General features: G+C 40.8%; 15 protein-coding genes and 1 rRNA gene. 6 read left to right on the forward strand and 10 right to left on the reverse strand.

What is annotated here, in order from left to right; translation table 11 throughout:
• Positions 1 to 17 precede the first annotated feature (17 nt).
• The 4 genes from Q7J63_RS05055 to Q7J63_RS05070 form a co-directional block, all read right to left on the reverse strand.
• On the reverse strand, positions 18 to 1,589 hold the full coding sequence (locus Q7J63_RS05055; protein WP_304884470.1) for a WG repeat-containing protein: 1,572 nt from the start codon (positions 1,587 to 1,589) through the stop codon (positions 18 to 20).
• Positions 1,590 to 1,848: 259 nt separating this feature from the next.
• Complete coding sequence (kdsA, locus tag Q7J63_RS05060) at positions 1,849 to 2,697, reverse strand: 3-deoxy-8-phosphooctulonate synthase (protein ID WP_019599180.1); 849 nt, start codon at positions 2,695 to 2,697, stop codon at positions 1,849 to 1,851.
• Positions 2,690 to 3,250 carry an HAD family hydrolase gene (locus Q7J63_RS05065; RefSeq protein ID WP_019599179.1) on the reverse strand — a complete coding sequence of 187 codons (561 nt, stop codon included), beginning with the start codon at positions 3,248 to 3,250 and terminating at the stop codon, positions 2,690 to 2,692. Before Q7J63_RS05065 ends, kdsA begins: the two co-directional genes overlap by 8 nt.
• Position 3,251: 1 nt before the next feature.
• Positions 3,252 to 4,793, reverse strand: a complete 1,542-nt coding sequence (locus Q7J63_RS05070; protein ID WP_022582146.1) for a bifunctional GNAT family N-acetyltransferase/carbon-nitrogen hydrolase family protein — start codon at positions 4,791 to 4,793, stop codon at positions 3,252 to 3,254.
• A 163-nt stretch (positions 4,794 to 4,956) separates the two neighbouring features.
• On the opposite strand from Q7J63_RS05070, the gene Q7J63_RS05075 reads away from it, so the two are divergent.
• From Q7J63_RS05075 to Q7J63_RS05090, 4 genes are all read left to right on the forward strand, one after another.
• Complete coding sequence (locus Q7J63_RS05075) at positions 4,957 to 5,859, forward strand: mechanosensitive ion channel family protein (RefSeq protein ID WP_304884474.1); 903 nt, start codon at positions 4,957 to 4,959, stop codon at positions 5,857 to 5,859.
• A 69-nt stretch (positions 5,860 to 5,928) separates the two neighbouring features.
• Positions 5,929 to 6,864, forward strand: a complete 936-nt coding sequence (locus tag Q7J63_RS05080) for a hypothetical protein (protein WP_304884476.1) — start codon at positions 5,929 to 5,931, stop codon at positions 6,862 to 6,864.
• A 161-nt stretch (positions 6,865 to 7,025) separates the two neighbouring features.
• Positions 7,026 to 9,800 (forward strand): leucine--tRNA ligase, encoded by a 2,775-nt coding sequence (gene leuS, locus Q7J63_RS05085; protein WP_304884478.1) that lies wholly within the window; start codon positions 7,026 to 7,028, stop codon positions 9,798 to 9,800.
• A 454-nt stretch (positions 9,801 to 10,254) separates the two neighbouring features.
• Complete coding sequence (locus tag Q7J63_RS05090; protein ID WP_304884480.1) at positions 10,255 to 10,788, forward strand: peptidylprolyl isomerase; 534 nt, start codon at positions 10,255 to 10,257, stop codon at positions 10,786 to 10,788.
• Positions 10,789 to 10,944: 156 nt separating this feature from the next.
• On the opposite strand, the gene Q7J63_RS05095 is transcribed toward Q7J63_RS05090, so the two are convergent.
• From Q7J63_RS05095 to Q7J63_RS05115, 5 genes are all read right to left on the reverse strand, one after another.
• Positions 10,945 to 11,901: an ABC transporter ATP-binding protein gene (locus Q7J63_RS05095; RefSeq protein WP_304884482.1), complete on the reverse strand. Its 957-nt coding sequence runs from the start codon at positions 11,899 to 11,901 to the stop codon at positions 10,945 to 10,947.
• Positions 11,898 to 12,248, reverse strand: coding sequence for an MmcQ/YjbR family DNA-binding protein (locus Q7J63_RS05100; protein WP_019599170.1), 351 nt, complete (start codon positions 12,246 to 12,248; stop codon positions 11,898 to 11,900). The genes Q7J63_RS05095 and Q7J63_RS05100 overlap by 4 nt, the downstream gene beginning before the upstream one ends.
• Before the next feature lie 95 nt (positions 12,249 to 12,343).
• On the reverse strand, positions 12,344 to 12,535 hold the full coding sequence (locus tag Q7J63_RS05105; RefSeq protein ID WP_019599169.1) for a DUF6728 family protein: 192 nt from the start codon (positions 12,533 to 12,535) through the stop codon (positions 12,344 to 12,346).
• 35 nt (positions 12,536 to 12,570) lie between these two features.
• Complete coding sequence (gene ispG / locus Q7J63_RS05110) at positions 12,571 to 14,550, reverse strand: (E)-4-hydroxy-3-methylbut-2-enyl-diphosphate synthase (protein ID WP_304884485.1); 1,980 nt, start codon at positions 14,548 to 14,550, stop codon at positions 12,571 to 12,573.
• 7 nt (positions 14,551 to 14,557) lie between these two features.
• Positions 14,558 to 15,262 carry an SDR family oxidoreductase gene (locus tag Q7J63_RS05115; protein WP_019599167.1) on the reverse strand — a complete coding sequence of 235 codons (705 nt, stop codon included), beginning with the start codon at positions 15,260 to 15,262 and terminating at the stop codon, positions 14,558 to 14,560.
• 129 nt (positions 15,263 to 15,391) lie between these two features.
• On the opposite strand from Q7J63_RS05115, the gene Q7J63_RS05120 reads away from it, so the two are divergent.
• Together Q7J63_RS05120 and Q7J63_RS05125 are read left to right on the forward strand one after the other, a co-directional pair.
• Positions 15,392 to 17,665 carry a helix-turn-helix domain-containing protein gene (locus tag Q7J63_RS05120; RefSeq protein ID WP_304884487.1) on the forward strand — a complete coding sequence of 758 codons (2,274 nt, stop codon included), beginning with the start codon at positions 15,392 to 15,394 and terminating at the stop codon, positions 17,663 to 17,665.
• 217 nt (positions 17,666 to 17,882) lie between these two features.
• Positions 17,883 to 19,175 carry an amidohydrolase gene (locus tag Q7J63_RS05125; protein ID WP_304884489.1) on the forward strand — a complete coding sequence of 431 codons (1,293 nt, stop codon included), beginning with the start codon at positions 17,883 to 17,885 and terminating at the stop codon, positions 19,173 to 19,175.
• A gap of 751 nt (positions 19,176 to 19,926) precedes the next feature.
• On the opposite strand, the gene rrf is transcribed toward Q7J63_RS05125, so the two are convergent.
• A 5S ribosomal RNA gene (gene rrf, locus Q7J63_RS05130) occupies positions 19,927 to 20,018 on the reverse strand; the annotation flags it as partial.

A 20,018-nucleotide genomic window follows, 5' to 3' on the forward strand; every position in this document is an offset into this window, starting at 1 on the left:
ACAAAAAAAGAGGGGTTTCAAACCCCTCTTTTCTTTTTAATCTCTTTTTCGACTGCCGCTGCAGGCATAAATTGATATTGATCTTCCACCAGAATTTTATTGGTGCCTTGATCAAATATTATGTTTTTGTAATAAATCGGTAAGGAATAATTTCCGGATTCGTCCATCACACCAAATTTATCTCCCATCTTCACCACTATTTTATCTTGGGTCTCCCTTCTCAGTTCGTTAAATTTGGGCCCCACTATCTCCAAGCCGGAGGCGTCTATCAATCCAAAAAGACCGTTTTCCTCCGTTATGAAATAATTATCAGGAGCAATTGAAATGCGAGAATACCAGTTTCCCAAAAGCACACCCCCATTTTTATCGATCAAATTTGATTTCCCGTTTTGCTTGACAACAGATAGCCCATTGTGAAAGTCAAGTACTTCCTCAAATTGCGGAGTAACGATTATTTGATCTGCTTTATTCACAAAACCCCACAATCCATTGCGCTTCACTGCGGCCAATCCCTCCGAAAAAACTGATATCTCATCGAACCTGTTTTCGATCAGTATTTGTCCGGATTTATTGATAAATCCGTATTTCCCTTCTTTTTTTGCACCATAAAGGTTTTCCTTTCCCGGTAAAATAGTTTCTAAGTTCAAAACAGGATTCACAAGCCAACCGCCTTCTCCCAATAGACCTACACTTTTGTCCCTCAGGTAAACATTGTATTTTTTATATCCCACCTGAGTCACTTTTTCCATTCCGGTTTGATCCAAAAGTATGCCTTCATTGTCCATGACCCTGCGCAGTTTGCCATGGATATATTCCAGCATCATGTTGTTTTGCCCCAAGGTGATTTTATGAAAGGAGGTATATTTAATATCAGCCCTCTCTTCCCTTGCTTTGATCAACATATATTGTTTGCCATCAAATGCGTAGAAGTAATTCTCCTCCAGATGTGTCAATTCATCAATGATCGGTTCAAGAATATACTCCCCTTCCCGATTGATCAAACCAAAACCTGTATCCTCATCAGAAATCAGAAAGTTTTCATTGACCTCAAGAAGCTTTTTGAAAACCTTGCCCGGATTTTTTGACAAAGGGAGAAAAAAACCTTTTTCATTTTGAGCGATCACTTGGCCATTTTTGGCCAAAAGAGCTTGATCAAATGTCCCTATGGAAACTGTGCTCTTTTTGACGCGATCATATACCCAAAATGCATTTCCTTTTTGGGCCAAAAGCTTGGTGTAAAAAATCTGAATGTCATCATATTCCAAAGGAAAAACCTCTTCACCATACTCATGAAATGCCCCCAAACCTTTTGGTCCCTTGACAATGATCCAAGGTTCTAGGTATTGGTAAACCGATTCACCCTTGAGGTTTAAAAAAGAGCGGTAATCCTTTCCCAATAGGTTGAGTTCATTTCCCATGGAACTTATCCTCACGGATTCCCCCAATATGCTGATGTGATCAAACTCTATCCTTGAAGTCAATTGGAAATTTTGATCGTAGACCTCCCAAGATTGCGCGAAAGAAAGTGATGTTAAAATTGTAAAACCGGTGGCCAACAAACCGGTCTTCAGAAATGGGTAAATATTCATATTGGGTGTCTTTTGGAAGTAAATAAAGTGTATTCCGCTTTCAATTCAAAAAGGATTTAATGGAAAGAAGCAAATGGTCAATTTGCTTCGGCACTGTACATGATTAAGCTTGACAATTAATCCCTCAGGAAACTTTATGGGTGCAGAATAGAAATGTTGTCTGGGCAACAATTCTACTCTGCACCGCAAATTTTTGAAAGAATAAGTTTCTCAGATATTAAAAAATGAAAGTAGTTGGAATATCCTATTCAGAAGGCCTTTATTCGACGTTGAAGTCTTGGTATTTTCTTCCCATTTCCCAAGATTCTTTCAGCATTTCCAGAAAAGCTTCCATTCTGTGCAGAGGAATGAGATTTGGTCCATCACTCAAGGCTTTGGCAGGTTCCGGATGGGTCTCGATAAAAAACCCATCGATTCCGGTAGCCGCAGCAGCCCTTGCCAAAAACGGCGCAAATTCCCGCTGGCCTCCACTTGTCCCGCCTTGTCCGCCCGGCTGTTGGACGCTATGGGTAATATCAAAAACAACTGGAGCAAACTGTCTCATGATCGGCAAGGCTCTCATGTCCACGACAAGATTATGGTATCCCAAAGAAAATCCTCTTTCCGTCAAACAAACATTTTCATTTCCGGTGGACCTGACTTTTGACACGGCATACTCCATATCTTCAGGAGCCATAAATTGCCCCCTTTTGATCTTTACTGCCTTACCTGTATTTCCCGCGGCCAAAAGAAGGTCTGTTTGGCGACATAAAAATGCAGGTATCTGCAGAACGTCCACCACTTCAGCCACTTCCGCGGCTTGGTAGCTTTCGTGGATATCGGTAACCAATGGAACGTTCAATTGCCTTCCGACTCTTTGAAGCACCTCCAAAGACTTGTCCATACCAATGCTCCGAAATGATCCAGAAGAGGTTCTGTTTGCCTTATCAAAGGATGCCTTGAACACATAGGAAAACCCGAATTTTTCGGCCAATGCTTTTACCGTACTTCCTATTTCTATGCAGATGTCAAAACTTTCCACGGCACAAGGTCCCGCAAACAAAACTGGTTTTTCTTTCCCCAAAATCACATTTTCCGTGATTTTCATGGGCTGGGTAAATCTATTCATGTTTTTTAGCTACTAAATTTTCAATAATTCCAGACAATAAACCTTTGGATTCTAGGATAAGATCTCCAAGCTCCCGGAAGACTCCCTCCCCACCATTCCGGGAAGACACAAAATGCACTCTTTCCTGAATATAGGGAAGGGCATCGGCCGGACAAACGGCCAGTCCAACCAAAGTCAAAATTGGAAGGTCAATCAAATCATCACCCAAATAAGCCACTTCATCATGGGAAAAGCCAAGATCTTTCAAAACCTCTTCCAGTTTTTGACCCTTGTCTTTGACTCCATGGTAGTGGAAATCAAAATTCAATTCGTCACAGCGATCTGCGACTACTTTGGAATTCCTTCCGGTGATTGCCCCGATTTTGATCCCGTTTTTCCTGAGGTGATGAACGATCAGCCCATCTTTGACATTGAACCGCTTGTATTCCAGCCCATTGTCATCGTAGATGATTCCACCATCTGTCAAAACGCCATCCACGTCGGTGATGATCAGCTTGATTTTGCAGGCTTTTTTCTTAATACTTTCGGTAAGACCCGATAAATAATTCTGCATCTTATTTCTTTTTCTTCCATTGGATGGAATAAAGATCCAACCTTCGCTGGTCCAAATTCCTAACACTCCCCGCTTTTCGTTGCTTGGTCAACAAATCCAAATCAACATCGGCAACAATCGTAGTCTCCGCATTGACTGAGGCTTGAGCAACGACGGCATCATGAGGGAAGGAAAAGTCAGAAGGCGAATAAATAGCTGCCTGAGAATATTGAATATCCATGTTTTCCACCCTTGGGAGATTCCCTACAGAACCGGTAATGGCCACATAACACTCATTTTCTACTGCTCTTGCCTTGGCACATGTGCTGACCCGAAGGAATGCATTCTTGGTATCTGTCCAAAAAGGAACAAACAGTATATCCATTTCCTGCTCGGCAAGTATCCTACCCAATTCAGGGAATTCCACATCGTAACAGATCAAAATACCGATCCTTCCGGCATCCGTATCAAAAACCTTAATGCCGTTTCCACCCTGAAGTCCCCAATAGGACTGTTCGTCGGGAGTGATATGCAGCTTGTATTGCTTGTCAGTTGTCCCATCCCTTCGGCAGAGGTAACTTACGTTCCGGAGTTTCTTGCCATCATATTCCGGCATACTTCCGGCGATGATGTTCACATTGTAAGAAAGAGCCAGATCCCTCATTCTGGTGACGATCTCATCTGTATATTCCGCCACGTGGCGGATGGATTCTGAGGCGTCCATGTCATTGAATTCTGCCAATAGCGGTGCATTGAAGAATTCCGGCAAAAGGCAAAAATCTGATTTGTATCCAGAAATGGTGTCCACAAAAAATTCAACCTGCTGCATCAGGTCATCCACATTGTTGAATCTACGCATTTTCCATTGCACCAAACCCAAGCGAACGATGGACTTTTTATTTCCGATCAGCTTTTCCTCTTTTTCGTAATAAATATTGATCCATTCCAGAAGTGTGGCAAAAGCTCTGGAATCCTTGTCTTCGGGCAGATATTTGGTAATGACCTTTCGGACGTGAAATTCGTTGGCCAACTGAAAGGAAAGAACGGGATCAAAAATCTCTTTGCTTTTGATCATGTCTATGTATTTTCTTGGAGACATTTGATCCGCATATTTGGAATACCCGGGGATCCTGCCACCTGCAATGATCGACCTTAAGTTCAGATTTTCGCAAAGCTCTTTTCTCGCATCATATAATCTTCGGCCCAATCTCATTCCGCGGTATTCCCCGCTTACAAAAACATCAGTACCATATAGTGTGTCTCCATCATTGTCATGGGTGTCAAATTTTCCGAAACCAGTGATTTGATCATAAGTGTGATTGTCTCCAAATTTGGCATAATCCACAACCAGACTGAGAGCTGCCGCGACTACTTTCCCATTGTCCTCTATACAAATCTGACCTTCAGGAAAGGCCTTCAATTGATTTTTAAGTTCTTCCCTCGTCCATGCCCCACCTTCGTTCTTATAAATGGAAACCATGATTTCCCTAATATCATCGTAATCAGATAGTTTTATATTCCTTAACTTTAATCGATGTTCTAATTCTTCCTTATGTTTACTCATGCCGCAAAATTAATTAAAATTCAATCATTTATTTTAAAAATTCAGTTTCTCTAATCCCAAGCCATACTATCTTTCGATTGTAAACAATATTCATCCCAATTTTATTTATATCATATTCAAGTTATATTTCAGAGGAAATTTAACTGTTGAAAATCAATATATCATGGAAGAAAAGTCAAGCGAAGTGAAAAAAGAGGGGTTTTCCAATATTTTGGAATTTTTTAATGATTTTATGAATCTTAGGCTTTTCTCGATGGGAGAATCCAATCTGACGCTTGGTTTGCTGCTCACCCTTGTCTTTTCAATCGTTTTTCTTTTCGTAGTCTCTGAATGGGTGAAAAAAATATTGGTCACCAAAATATTGGTCAAATACAATATTGGGCCAGGAACAAGGCAGTCCGTAGCCACCATTGTGAAGTACATCCTTATTATAGCAGGGCTTTTTTCAATCCTTCAGACCAACGGTATTGACCTGAGTGCCTTTGGGATTCTTGCGGGTGCCGTAGGTGTTGGTATCGGCTTTGGACTTCAGAATATCACCAATAATTTCATTAGCGGTCTGATCATTCTCTTTGAACAGCCCATTAAGGTTGGCGACAGAATCGAAGTGGGAGATATTTCGGGTGATGTAATTCTCATTTCGGCCAGGTCCACTACCATTGTCACCAATGACAACATCAGTGTCATCATCCCAAACAGCCAGTTTATCGACAGTCAGGTCATCAACTGGTCCCACAATGACTCCAAGATCCGATTTAATTTTCCAGTGGGCGTTTCTTATAAGGAAAACCCAGCCAAGATCAAGGAAATCCTCATTGAGGTTGCGAATAGACATGATGGTATTTTGAAATCCCCGAAACCCGATGTTCTCTTTGATGAATTTGGTGACAACAGCCTCAATTTTTTCCTAAGGGTCTGGACATCCGAGTTCACCAGCAAACCAAAAGTCCTGAAAAGCCAATTGTATTATGAGATTTTCAGGCGTTTCAGTGAGGAAGGCGTAGAGATTCCATTTCCACAAAGAGACATTCATATTGTTTCAGGCATGGATAAATTAAAAAATTAATATTATTTTCGTGAAGCTTAATTATTTCCAAACAAAGTCTCAGGACTGTGGATTTCCAACCATGAATAAATGAGAAAAATAATTCTACTTACTTTTCTGTGGGCATTTACTCATGTGGCTTTCTCTCAAAGTTTCAACCGGTATAAATTTGAAGCGCCATGGTCTGTTTCAGCTTCTTTGGGTCCTACGCAGTATTTTGGTGAATTGTATTCTCTCTGGAAATACAACGAAGGTATACAACCGGATTTCAACGCAAACATTGCCGCCAGGTATACAATGGGAACGAGAATCAAGGCAAGGGCAGAATTTTCTTACTATAAGATTTCGGGACAAGATCCCCCTGCTGATCCAAGGAGTAACCGCCCACCCAGAAATCTCCATTTCAGGGCCCAAAATTGGGAAGCTTCCTTAATCGGCGAATACCATCTCAAACCAGTAAAACTTTACAACATCACCCGACACCTTTTCAATCTTTATGCATTTGCCGGTATAGGCGTTTCTTCGAATGACCCTAAAACACAGCTCCGTGGGGAGTGGGTATCACTCAGGCCCTATCAGTTAGAGAACAATCCATATGAAAAATTCATCATGGTTTTTCCTACAGGCTTGGGAATGAAATACAAAATCAACGTGTATATGGATATGATTGTCGAAATGAATTATCGATGGACATTGACGGATTACATGGATGATATCAGCGCGTATAATGTCAAGGAATTCTATTTGGACCTGGTCAATGATTATGGGGTAAATGGAAATGGAACTAACCCGGACAGACTCCGTTTGGCCATTAGAAACCCCGATTTTGTCAAAGAAAACGGGGAACCTGATATTGATAAAATTCTTCGGAACAACGGCCGTGTGAGACGAGGTTCCGGTTTGACTGAAAAGTTTGATGGCTATCTGGGATTCAATATCGGCCTAGAAATCTACCTTTCTCCTGACATTTGGGACAACTGGATCTTCAGGGATCGAATCTATGAAAAACGCTTCAGGTGGTGGTAAAATCGGAGTGTTTTTAGGAAAGGAATATTGCTGGTATTAGGTTTATTATATGCGCCAGAATGATATTTCATTTCCCTCTATTCTCTCAAATCCTCAACCATTTCCCATCTTTTTTTCTATTTTTGCAAACAATCGTTAAAAAACTAAACCATTTACCAAAAATGTCTGAGTATAATTTTCAGGAAATAGAAAAAAAGTGGCAGGCATACTGGGAACAAAACCAGATTTTCAATGCTAAGGTTGATCCCAAAAAGCCCAAGTTCTATTCCCTTGACATGTTCCCCTATCCTTCAGGGGCAGGACTCCATGTAGGTCACCCACTGGGTTACATTGCTTCTGACATTGTCAGTAGGTTCAAAAGACTACAAGGCTACAATGTCCTTCATCCAATGGGGTATGATTCTTTTGGTCTTCCTGCCGAGCAATATGCCATACAGACTGGGCAGCATCCTGCCATCACCACTGAAGAAAATATCAAAAGATACACTGAGCAACTTAAGAATATAGGTTTTTCATTTGATTGGAGCAAAGAGGTAAGGACTTCCGACCCCTCCTATTACCGGTGGACCCAATGGATCTTCATGCAGCTTTTCAACAGCTATTATGACAAATCCGAGGACAAAGCAAAAAGCATACACGCTCTGATTGAAAAATTCGAAGAAAGTGGAAATTCAAAGGTTCATGCCGTTTGTGATGAAAACCCAACTCTATTTTCTGCAGACGAGTGGAAAACTTTTCCTGAAAGGATTCAACAGGAAATCCTCTTGCAATATCGATTGACATTTTTGGCAGAGACGACCGTCAATTGGTGTGCTGCACTGGGCACCGTGCTTTCCAATGATGAGGTGAAAGATGGTTTTTCCGAAAGAGGAGGCCACCCAGTGGAACGAAAGAAGATGATGCAGTGGAGCATGAGAATCACGGCATATGCAGAACGTCTTTTGGTTGGGCTGGATACGCTTGACTGGACAGATCCCATAAAAGAAATGCAGCGCAATTGGATTGGGAAATCCATTGGTGCAGAAATGGTATTCCAGATCAAGGGACATGACAAAGAAATAAAAGTTTTTACGACAAGAGTCGATACTATTTTTGGTGTTACTTATTTGGCTTTGGCTCCAGAGCATGAATTGGTAAACGAACTATTGACCCCCGCGGAAAAAGAAAATGCCTCGGCCTACATAGAAGGCGCAAAAAACAGATCCGAAAGGGATCGAATGAGCGACGTGAAAACAATATCCGGTGCATTTACCGGTTCTTATGCCATCAATCCGTTCAATGGGGAGGAAATCCAGATTTGGATAGCCGATTATGTACTGGCTGGCTATGGGACAGGCGCTGTCATGGCCGTGCCTGCACATGACGAAAGGGATTTCAATTTCGCCAAACATTTTGGTCTGGAAATCAGACAGGTGATAGACGGAAGCATGGAAAACGGTTCTTTTCCAGGAAAAGGTGGGCTCATCATCAATTCAGGCATTCTTTCCGGATTGTGGATGAAGGATGCCATGGTCAAGGCCATCGAATTTCTCGAGGAAAAGAAAATCGGCAAGGGAAAAATCCAATACAGGATGCGCGATGCCATTTTCACGCGTCAGCGCTATTGGGGAGAACCCCTTCCTGTTTATTTCAAAGAGGGATTGCCTTATTTGATAGAAGAAAAAGACTTGCCTTTGGTATTGCCAGAGGTGGATAAATATTTACCAACGGAAGATGGGGAACCACCTTTGGCCAGAGCTGCACATTGGACCTACAAAACAGCTGAGGGCGAATTCCCATTGGAAAAAAGCACCATGCCCGGCTGGGCAGGATCAAGCTGGTATTTCTTCAGATACATGGATGCCAAGAATGAAAATAAATTCGTGGATCCCGAGATTTCAAAATATTGGGGGGCTGTTGATCTCTATATCGGAGGAGCGGAACATGCTACAGGCCATTTGCTCTATTCCAGATTTTGGACCAAATTCCTGTTTGACATTGGAGCAGTAGGCATCGAAGAGCCCTTCCAAAAAATGATCAACCAGGGGATGATTCAGGGAAGATCCAACTTTGTCTACAGAATAAAAGGATCCAACACCTATGTAAGTTTGGGATTGATCGATCAGTATGAAACTTCTGCCATCCATGTAGATGTAAATATCGTCCACAATGATCAATTGGATATTGAAAAATTCAAAACTTGGAGACCCGATCTTGCAGGCGCAACATTTATCTTGGAAGACGGAAAATACTTCTGCGGAGCGGAAGTGGAAAAAATGTCCAAATCCAAGTACAACGTTGTAAACCCCGATGACATCATCGAGAGATATGGGGCAGATACTTTGAGGCTTTACGAAATGTTCTTGGGTCCTTTGGAGCAATTTAAGCCCTGGAACACCAATGGCATTGATGGCGTTTCCAAATTCCTGAAAAAATTATGGAGACTTTTTCAAGACAAGCAAGGCGATTTTGGGGTTTCCGAAGAACCAGCGACTCAAGAAGAATTGAAAACACTTCACAAAACCATTAAAAAGACCCAAGAGGATTTGGATAATTATTCGTTCAACACTTCTGTGTCTTCATTTATGATCTGTGTGAATGAGCTTTCTGCCCTTAAATGCAACAAAAGAGAGATTTTGACACCTTTGGTAATCTTGCTTTCACCCTATGCTCCTCATATCGCGGAAGAACTTTGGTCATTGTTAGGTCAAGAAAACTCAATTACACATGCCTCCTTCCCTGTTTTTCAAAAAGAATTCTTGGTTGAAAACAACCACGAATATCCAGTGTCTATCAATGGGAAAATGAGAGCTAAACTTCCACTCCCTCTGAACCTCTCCAAAGAGCAAATTGAAAAAATTGCCTTGGAAAACGAAACAGTCCTTAAGTGGATGGAAGGGAAATCTCCAAAAAAGGTGATTGTTGTGGTTGGAAAAATCATCAATATTGTCCTTTAACCCTAAAATTCAGGGCTATCTTGATATGAAATTCTTCTCTATCAAGATAGCCTTTTGGATATGTCATGAATAAATTTTTTATTTCCTTTGCAGCCATTTTAACCTCTGGCATTTTTGCTTTTTCCTACTTAAAGGAATGGGTCAATTTTGCATTGCTAAAGAAGGAGTTGCTTTTAAAACCCTCCATTGAATCGGAATACCCCTACTTTCACGAATCTGAGGCCCTCTATCTTAGTGTCACCCTGATTTCTGGATTGCTCTTTTTTACGCTGTTTCTGTTATCTGTTTTTTTTACGGTTCAAAAAAGATGGGTTTGGATATATTTATGTTTTGTTTTAACAATGCTCTCCATCATGGCAATCATGATAAATGGAGCCATAAAATAGCTTGAATCCCAGGTCTCTTTGGCACAAATAAAATCAAAATCCCTAACTTTGGGACAAATCGATAAAAAATGGAAATAGCAACAAACACAGTAGTCGGAATAACTTTTGAATTAAAGGTCAGTAAGGACGAGGAGGCAATAGAATCTGTTCCATTTAGCGTGGAAGTCAGGGACCAAGAAGATCCTTTTTATTTTTTGTTTGGCAATAGTGGCTTGCCGGAAAAATTCGAAGCAGAAATTGCCGGAAAAAAAGTTGGGGAGACTTTCAGTTTTGTCCTACTTGTCACCGAAGCATATGGTGAAGCGCAAGAGGACTTGATCATGTCAATGCCCAAAAACCAATTTTCAAATGAAAATGGATTTGAGCCTGAGATGCTGGAAGAAGGTAATTTCCTTCCCTTGATGGATGAAAATGGATATCCGATGCAAGCAAAAGTCTTAAAAGACCTTGGCGAAGAGGTTTTACTGGATTTCAACCATCCACTTGTGGGATTTGATCTGCATTTTGAGGGAGAGATATTTGAAGTTCGGGAAGCAAGTCCCGAAGAAATCGAACACGGTCATATCCATGGTGAGCATGGCGTTGACCATGACAATGACTAAACGGTCTTGATTTTGAAGAGCCCTTTTTTTTGGTCCAAACGCCAAGGAGAAGGGTTTTTTTATTCTTGGACTATCCCAAATACACTATTCCGACTCCAAAAAAATCCAGGGAAAAATTATAATCTAATTTTTTTTGGATTTGGGCAGGAACGGAATTCAAAAACGCAACAATTTGTCTTCATCATATCTTAGCCAAAGGATTTTGCCCACTTCAAATCTTCGCTGGTTGTCTTGGACCTTCCATATTTCACCGGATGTTTCAAGTCTGACAGTCAATAAATTAAACTGCGCCAAGTATTGACTCACCAACACTCTGCATTTGATCCCATTGGATTTCAAAAGCGTCAAATCTGAAGGGCGAACAAAGGTGTTTTCCATTCCGGGAATAGGGTTGAGTGGACTGAACAACTTTGCCACATACAAATTATTGGGACGGGTGTTGAGTTCCGCGGCATTCCCTTCCTGTAGGATCTTTCCTTTGCCCATCACAATCAATGTATCACTGAGCTGTAAGGCATCATCCAAATCATGCGTAACAAAGACAACTGTCATCTGGAGGACTTCGAAAATCTCCCGAAGTTCATAAATCAATTCACGCTTTTGGATGATGTCCAAATTACTAAACGGCTCGTCCAGTAGAAGAAGCTCCGGCTCTGGACCCAATGCCCTTCCGATGGCGACTTTTTGCTGTTGACCGCCAGAGAGCTGCCTTGGGAATTTGTCCTTGTGGGCATCCAAGTTGAGTAAACCAAGTATTTCCTCGATTCTTTGCTCAGCATAGTCTTTTTCGTATTTCAACAAGGGTCTAGCAATATTCTCCTTTACGGTAGAATTTGGATACAAGCTGAAATCCTGATGGATCAATTTCACCTCGTCATAATCGGGGACCAGTCTTTCGGACGGTTTTTGGATCACTTTTTCACCCAAATAAACTTCTCCCGAATCTTGGTTTTCCAAACCTGCCAATATCCTTAGCAAGGTACTTTTTCCAGACCCACTCTCTCCTATCAAGGAAATGACCTTCCCTTTTTCCAAAGAAATGGAAACATTATCTAGCGCTAAATGCTCGTTTTCGTACTGTTTTGAAATATTTCGGGCAATTAAAAAACTCATGGGCGTAAAGATTCCCGCGTATTTTTGGGCAGGTTGTCAAAGATAAGCGCATAGGAATGATCCACCAATTCCAAAATCATTTTATCTGCGACATCCCTTCCAAAAAACACCGTATTCCAGTGTTTCTTGTTCATGTGGAAACCGGAAACGATTCCATCGTACCTTTCCCTAAGTTCAATTGCCCATTCCGGGTCGCACTTGAGATTCACACTTTCAAAAAGTTCTATATCGATAATGGCGAATATCTTCCCTCCCACCTTAAAACAAAGTGTGTTTTTATCAAAGGGTGTGTCTTCCGTCACCCCTTTTTTGGACAAACAATATTCTCTAAAAAAAGTGATGGTCATTTTTTCAACCCATATCTATCAAAATGCGTGAAGCATTTCAAGTTGTTCAATTGGATGTAAGAAGGATTGGTGAACAATAATTTCGAATGCTCTTATTAGGCGAGTCTTTTGATTATCCAGATGATAATCGCCGCCAAGAACATGACAATGGATATCTTATTGATTCCATGCATCATGCGAAGATTGATGTTGTTTTTTTTGTTTGGATCGGGTTTTTGAAAAACCCTGAAGAAATAATTACCCAATTCTCCCAATTGGAAAAACTCCTTGATTTTGCTATTTGCCATTTTCCCTTTGTCTTAGCCCTATTATTTGATTTTACTTATACTTCTGGTTCTATCCATCTTCCATCCTTCCGGATGATTTCGATCAATTCATCTACGGCACGTTCAGAAGGAACCGACTTTTTGATCACTTCCTTTCCTTTGTAAAGGGTTATTTTCCCCTTCCCGGAACCTACATAACCAAAGTCAGCATCTGCCATTTCCCCAGGTCCATTGACAATACAACCCATAATCCCGATTTTAATTCCTTTCAGATGGTCTGTACGTTTTCTGATCATAGCCGTTGTTTCCTGAAGGTCAAACAAAGTTCTCCCACAGGAAGGACAGCTGATATATTCAGTTTTTGACATCCTTGTTCTGGCAGCTTGCAAGACCCCAAAACTGACTGAATTGTGGAGTTTTACCTGTTGCAGGATATTCACCCTCTCATATTGTTCATCATGATTCAAAGCAATCATGATCCCTTCCCCGAGTCCATCCACCAATAAACCTCCTACATCCGTTGCCGCATACAGCATGATCTTATCTGGATCTGCAAAAGGATAATTCACCTGTACCACCACTGGTATTTGATTATTTCCTTCGATCAATTCCACAAAGGCCCTCCGCAGAGCAGGCATATTGTGTGCATTTTCACTCTTCAGGATGATCACTACATCCTTTCTTTCCTCAAGATAGGGAATGATTCCTTCTACTTCTTGGTCATTCAAGACAAGGAAATTCAATCCAGTATGGAAATGTTTTTCTTCCTTAAATTCCTTTGCACTCAATGCTGGAAACTTATTGATTTTATCTTCTGATTTCAACCAAATGGGAAAATGTTGGATTTCCTTCATTCCATTTGGCAACATAAATGGGATGGGATTGCTTCCCGAAAAAACATAATCACAACCTTGGTCGTTCATTTTCCACTTGTCCAATTCAGGTAGATAATGGTGTCCAAGATTTTTCATTTCCCTTTCAGAAATCTGGGAAATGGAAGAAATATCGGTAATTACCCTTGGCACATTTGTTCCTCCGAAATTATAGATTTCCAAGGTCTGTCGTTTGTTGTATTCAAAAGGAGAAATTGGGTAATGTTGAATTTCTTTTATCTGGTGATGACCAGCCCTATGTTCGTATCTATCCACCAATTCCCTTCCTACCGGAGCCTCTAATTCCGGATCCTCGGTCAAGGACACCCTTACGGTATCACCCAAGCCATCTTCCAGCAAAGTACCGATTCCAACTGCAGATTTAATCCTGCCATCTTCTCCATCACCCGCTTCCGTCACGCCCAAATGCAGTGGATAGGGTTTAAAGCCACCTTCATCCAGCTTTTGGACCAACAATCTATAGGCCTGTACCATGACCTGGGTATTGGAGGATTTCATGGAAATGACGATATCGAAATAATTTTCATCTTCGCAGATCCTTAAAAACTCCAAGGCTGATTCAACCATACCCAGAGGCGTATCCCCATATCTGCTCATGATCCTGTCTGAAAGAGAACCATGGTTGGTTCCTATTCTCATGGCAGTGCCATTTTGTTTGCAAATATTCACCAACGGAAGGAATCGTTCCCTTATCCTATCCAGTTCTTCTTGATAACTTTCATCTGTATATTCGATGACTTCGAATTTCTTTTTGTCTGCATAATTACCAGGATTGATCCGCACTTTTTCAACAATCCTAGCGGCTACTTCGGCGGCATTTGGGGTGAAATGGATATCCGCCACCAAAGGCGTATTGTACCCTCTTTTCCTCAATTCATCCTTGATGTTTTGGAGATTTTCTGCTTCTTTTATACTAGGTGCAGTCAACCTGATCAATTGACAACCACTTTCGATCATTCGGATGCATTGTTCCACAGACCCCAAAGTATCCATGGTATCCACCGTTGTCATGGATTGTACTACGATGGGGTGATTTCCTCCGATGAATACATCACCAACTTTCACGGGGATAGTCTTCCTCCTGGAGTAAGTCGTAAGGCTATTGCAGTAATTCATTGGGTCAAAAAGCGCTTTGGTTTCCATCCTGATCTTATAAATCCCCTAATTGGGGTCTGATTACTATTTCTTCAACAACTGAGAACGGGGAAAGGTTATAAGATGCCCAAACAGTTTCTGCAACGTCTTCTGCTTTTATGAACCTTTCAATCGGCAAATCAACCCCCTCCCAGCTTGCGGTGTAAGTAGCTCCCGGAAGGATCGATGTTACCTTGATATTATAAGGCATCAATTCTTGTCTCAAGCATTTGGTAAAACCCAGCATGGCCCATTTGGAAATGGCATAACTCCCTCCATTGGCATAGGCGGTAAGTCCTGCTATGGACCCAATAGAGTAAATATGACCACTTTTCCTTTTGATCCATTCATCTGTAAATGCCCGAGTCAAGTAATAGGCCGAATATAGATTGGTTTCCATCATGAGTTCAAAATTACCTTCTTGCTCGCTGTGGATTGCCCCAGGCAAAAAGACGCCAGTATTGTTGATCAGGACATCCGGAATACCTTGAGCCTTTACTGCAGTTGCAAAACCCAATACTTCTTCTTTTTTGGAAAGATCAGCTTTTTTGACCCAAACCTTTTGATCCGGAAAACGGCTTTCAATATCCTGCTTGAGCGTCAACAATTCGGATTCATTTCTTGAACAGGTATAGATATCAAAACCTTCTTTGGCAAATCGTTCTATGATTGCCCTTCCAATCCCTTTTGTTCCACCTGTTACCAATATGCTCTTGGACATTTCGTTCGTGTTTTAATAATTAGTATGACAACTATCCATCAATGACAAAGTTACGTTTTTTTGAAAACTTTACGAACTTAAACGCTTATTCCACCATGAGCTTTGGGAATTTGTTTTATTTTTAAGCATATGGAAATTCTAAAAACGGATAGGCTGGAAATTGCGGCACATTTTATCAACAGTACAAACAGCCCTGTATTTTTGACGGGGAAGGCCGGTACTGGAAAAACAACCTTCCTGAGAAATCTGATCGAATTGACACATAAAACCCATGTTGTCTTGGCGCCAACGGGTATCGCTGCCCTTCATGCCAAAGGCGTGACAATTCATTCTCAGTTTCTTTTGCCCTTGGGAAGCTTTTTACCTACCCGAGAACCCGAAGGTAATTTTGGCACCAATGCCAATTTCTACACCCAATACACCTTGGGGAAAAGGCACAACCTAAATTCCGCAAGAAAAAACGTCCTCAAATCTGTTGATTTATTAATCATAGATGAGGTGAGTATGCTTAGAGCCGATGTTTTAGATGCAATTGACTACCGGATGAAGAGTGTTAAGAGAAATTTCAACGAGCCTTTTGGAGGGGCACAAGTTTTGATGATTGGAGACCTTTTTCAGCTTCCGCCGATTGTAAAGGAGCATGAATGGCAGCTTTTGGGTAAATTTTACAAAAGCATGCACTTTTATGAAGCACTTGCGCTTAAAGTATCCGGAATGGTATATGTCGAATTGGATCAGATTTTTAGACAAAAGGATGAGAAATTCATCCATATTCTCAATAACCTCCGAAACAACAAAACCACACAAGAAGACATTTCCTTCCTCAATAAATTTTACAAAACTCCCGAAGAAATCAAAACATTAAAGGATACAATTGTCATTACCACCCACAATTACAAAGCGGAGGAACACAATCGCAAAGAATTGGAATCCTTAAAAACAAAATCCCATTTTTTTGAAGCAATTGTTGAAAAGGATTTTCCGGAAAGCTTATTTCCTTTGCCAAAATCATTGGAATTGAAGGAAGGGTCCCAAATAATGTTTATTAAAAACGACACAAGTGGTTTATCTGATTTTTTTAATGGCAAAATGGCTTTTGTAAAAACCATAAATGGTGAGAAAATAACAGTACTCATGGCTGACAACAATTTGGAATACACCCTCAAAAGAGAGGTTTGGGAAAATAAAAAATACGCGGTCAACGATGCTACCAAAGAATTGGAAGAGCAGGTAATTGGAACTTTTGAGCAATATCCGGTTAAACTGGCTTGGTCAGTGACCGTGCACAAAAGTCAGGGTCTGACTTTTGACAAGGCTATCATCGATGTGGGAGAAGCTTTTGCGTCGGGCCAAGTTTATGTCGCACTCAGTCGCCTAAGGGGACTGGAAGGTTTGACATTAAAAACCCGTATTCAATCCAACGCCATCTATAGTGATCAAGAAGTCGTCAATTTCACTAAAAACACCGATAAACAAGAGTCTCTTGATAGATTATTGGTTATCCACCAAAAGAAATACGTTGAAAAACTCCTTCAAGGCACATTTGATTTTCAGGAGATTATTCAAGCCATCAGCGCTTTTTCAAAAATGTTTGAAAGCAGTATGGAGTTTGAAGACCAAGAGATGAAAAATGCAATGAAACTGTTGCAGGAAGACCTGATCAAGGAAGAAACTAATTCTCAAAAATTTCAAAACCAACTATTTTTTCTTCTTCAGAAAAATGAAGAAAACCAATTGATGGATCGCCTGAATAAAGGAAGTGGATACTATTCCAATATTCTAATGGAATGTTTGAGTAAGCTCTTAACACATGCTGGAGAGGTGGAACAATTTTCAAAAACCAAGAATTATCTGGAGGGGCTTTCGGAGATTGAGGTCATTCTCTTCAAGAAAATAAATGCCGTTCAAAAAGTTACTTTTTTGGTGTCTGCCATCATGAAAGGTGAGGAGATCGGTAGGATGGATTCCATCAGCAGGGAATTGGTTCATTTCCGTATCAGCCTTGCCCAACAGGCAAAACAAGCAGCCAAAGCAAATCCTAAATTTTCAAAGAACAAAACTGGGCGAAAGAAAAAAGAAAAAGGCTCACCAAAAATCAAATTGGAAAAAGGAGAAACCTATGAAATCACCTACAATATGAGCCAACATGGTAAATCAAGCATGGAAATCGCAGAAGCCAGAGGATTAGCCGAATCGACCATCAAAGGACATTTGGTGAAGGGAATAGCGGCGGGAAAGGTTTCTATTCATGCTCATTTAAGTCCGGAAACCATCAAAGAAGTATCGGACCTCTTAAAATCAAATGCCGGAGATATTGGGGCAATCCGTCAGGAAAATCCAGGGAAATACGATTACGGAACTTTAAGAATGGTGACAGTATTTATGGAGAAATCGGCCAAATGATCGGTCAAATGAAGGCTATTTTGATTTATTGACCAAACAAAAAAGAATATTACCAGAATCAACCTGCCTATTTTTGAAAGGCCCATTTAATGGGAATAAAACTGGTTTAGGCCAACACTCGTGATTTAGTAACAGCTTTTTCTTTTAATTCAGGATTTTTTTAATCCTGCTATTTGTGTAATTTAGAAGGCACTCATTTCCATCTTACCTTATTTCCATGAAAAAAACACTGATATTATTATTGCTTTCCACTGGTTTCTCATTTGGTCAATCCAAATTGAAACCAGAAATAGATAAAAAGGCAAGCTCCATTGAAGCCAAAGTGATTGATTGGAGAAGGGATTTTCACCAGTATCCTGAATTGGGAAACCAAGAAGTCAGGACAGCCAAAATCGTAGCAGACCACTTAAGGTCTTTGGGAATGGAAGTAGAGGAAGGGATTGCCGTGACAGGTGTAGTCGGGATTTTAAGAGGTGGGAAAGCAGGTCCAACAGTTGCTTTGAGAGCGGACATGGATGCCTTACCCGTTCCTGAAAGGAATGACCTTCCTTTCAGATCCCAGGTAGTTGCCGAATATAACGGACAGAAAACAGGAGTAATGCACGCATGTGGCCATGACACCCATGTGGCCATTTTGATGGGCGTGGCAGAAGTCTTGTCCGACATGAAGTCTGAAATTTCCGGAACTGTCAAATTTATTTTTCAGCCAGCAGAAGAAGGAATTACAGAGCCGGGAGTAACCAGTTGGGGTGCCAAACAAATGGTGGAAGAAGGTGTAATGAAGGACGTGGATGCAATATTTGGCCTACACATCAATTCGCAAACTGAAGTGGGTTCAATAAAATACAGGTCAGGTCCAGCGATGGCCGCTGTAGACAATTTAAATATTGAGGTGAACGGAAGACAGGCACATGGAGCGTCGCCTTGGTCATCCGTTGATCCAATTGTGACCGCTTCACAGATTGTAATGGGTCTTCAGACGATTTTGAGCAGAAATGTCAACATCACCCAACACCCAGCGATAGTGACCATAGGAGCGATCCATGGTGGGATCCGTCACAATATCATTCCTGAAAAAGTGGATATGATCGGAACGATCCGAACCTATTCCGACGAGCAACAGGAATTGATCCATAAAAGGATTAAAGAAATTTCTGTGGGAATCGCACAAAGTGCAGGTGCTAGTGCCAAGGTAAGCATTGATGAACTTTATCCTGCAACGGTAAATGATGCTGATCTGACATTAAAAATGGTTTCAAGCTTATATGATGCTGCCGGTAAGGAGAATGTAATCTACCATGAACCGATTACAGGAGCCGAAGATTTCAGTTTTTTTCAAAAAGAGGCACCAGGACTATTTATTTTTCTAGGTGGCATGCCAAAAGGTGGCAACCCCGTGACGGCCCCCTCCCATCATACTCCTGATTTCATGATCGATGAGAGTGGTTTTTTGCTTGGTGTTAAGGTCATGAGTTATTTGGCAGTAGATTATCTGGATTTGAAAAAATAAGAGGATATACTGGAATGAACTCTCATCCATCAATCTAAATCCCAAAAACATCATTCAGGAAAAACCCAAAAACCAATATTCAGACTTATTAAAAAACAGCAACTATCGATAGCCGCTATTTTCATTATGAATGCTATAGCGAAAAAGGCGTAAAACATTTAATTGATTGGATAATATTGAAGAAGTAAAGTGGGAGCGAAGAAAGATTTATCCCTTAAAAATTATTGATCAGAATAAAGAGTGAGAACCTTAAGTCAATCTTAGACAAAGCTTGAATGTATGATCAAAAACTGTTTAAAATAAATATCAAATTGCGAGATCAACAATTTTGATGATTTGGTTTGGCTTAGAGATCATTGAACCAGAAATATGCATGACGGTTTCCAATAGGGGTTGAAACTTCAAGAAAATCAGATCAATGAAAGAGTAAATTGTATTGCCAATATGGTAAAGTTAAAAAAAGTAAATAACTGACTATCAATTGAATTAAGACAGGGATAGAAATGGTACTGGTTAACACGGGATAAATAGACCTGAATGGTAAAGATATTAATGATGGTAAATTCAACGGAGGTTCTATGAAACGTCCGTAATATCAATACCCTAGAAACTTTGGATATAGAAATCTAATCCAGTTCCATTCCATCAAAAACTTCTTTGTTTGTAAACCTATTCTCTCTCCAAAATCTAAAAACCCAAAGCCTCAAAACGCAAAAAGCTCCCACCTGTTTAGGGTGGGAGCTGAATGACAATAAGGCGGCGGCCTACTCTCCCGGGAGTAACCCCAGTACCATCGGCGCTGCAGGGCTTAACTTCTCTGTTCGGGATGGGAAGAGGTGGGAC

This window comes from Rhodonellum sp., from assembly GCF_030656585.1.
Lineage (GTDB): Bacteria > Bacteroidota > Bacteroidia > Cytophagales > Cyclobacteriaceae > Rhodonellum > Rhodonellum psychrophilum.

Bases quoted from the DNA above. Each gene is read 5' to 3' on its own strand.
- Q7J63_RS05075 (WP_304884474.1), top strand. From the start codon at position 4,957: ATGGAAGAAAAGTCAAGCGAAGTGAAAAAAGAGGGGTTTTCCAATATT.
- Q7J63_RS05080 (WP_304884476.1), top strand. From the start codon at position 5,929: ATGAGAAAAATAATTCTACTTACTTTTCTGTGGGCATTTACTCATGTG.
- Q7J63_RS05065 (WP_019599179.1), bottom strand. From the start codon at position 3,250: ATGCAGAATTATTTATCGGGTCTTACCGAAAGTATTAAGAAAAAAGCC.
- Q7J63_RS05055 (WP_304884470.1), bottom strand. From the start codon at position 1,589: ATGAATATTTACCCATTTCTGAAGACCGGTTTGTTGGCCACCGGTTTT.
- Q7J63_RS05095 (WP_304884482.1), bottom strand. From the start codon at position 11,901: ATGAGTTTTTTAATTGCCCGAAATATTTCAAAACAGTACGAAAACGAG.
- Q7J63_RS05120 (WP_304884487.1), top strand. From the start codon at position 15,392: ATGGAAATTCTAAAAACGGATAGGCTGGAAATTGCGGCACATTTTATC.
- Q7J63_RS05115 (WP_019599167.1), bottom strand. From the start codon at position 15,262: ATGTCCAAGAGCATATTGGTAACAGGTGGAACAAAAGGGATTGGAAGG.
- leuS (WP_304884478.1), top strand. From the start codon at position 7,026: ATGTCTGAGTATAATTTTCAGGAAATAGAAAAAAAGTGGCAGGCATAC.
- Q7J63_RS05125 (WP_304884489.1), top strand. From the start codon at position 17,883: ATGAAAAAAACACTGATATTATTATTGCTTTCCACTGGTTTCTCATTT.
- Q7J63_RS05090 (WP_304884480.1), top strand. From the start codon at position 10,255: ATGGAAATAGCAACAAACACAGTAGTCGGAATAACTTTTGAATTAAAG.
- Q7J63_RS05100 (WP_019599170.1), bottom strand. From the start codon at position 12,248: ATGACCATCACTTTTTTTAGAGAATATTGTTTGTCCAAAAAAGGGGTG.
- Q7J63_RS05070 (WP_022582146.1), bottom strand. From the start codon at position 4,793: ATGAGTAAACATAAGGAAGAATTAGAACATCGATTAAAGTTAAGGAAT.
- Q7J63_RS05105 (WP_019599169.1), bottom strand. From the start codon at position 12,535: ATGGCAAATAGCAAAATCAAGGAGTTTTTCCAATTGGGAGAATTGGGT.
- kdsA (WP_019599180.1), bottom strand. From the start codon at position 2,697: ATGAATAGATTTACCCAGCCCATGAAAATCACGGAAAATGTGATTTTG.
- ispG (WP_304884485.1), bottom strand. From the start codon at position 14,550: ATGGAAACCAAAGCGCTTTTTGACCCAATGAATTACTGCAATAGCCTT.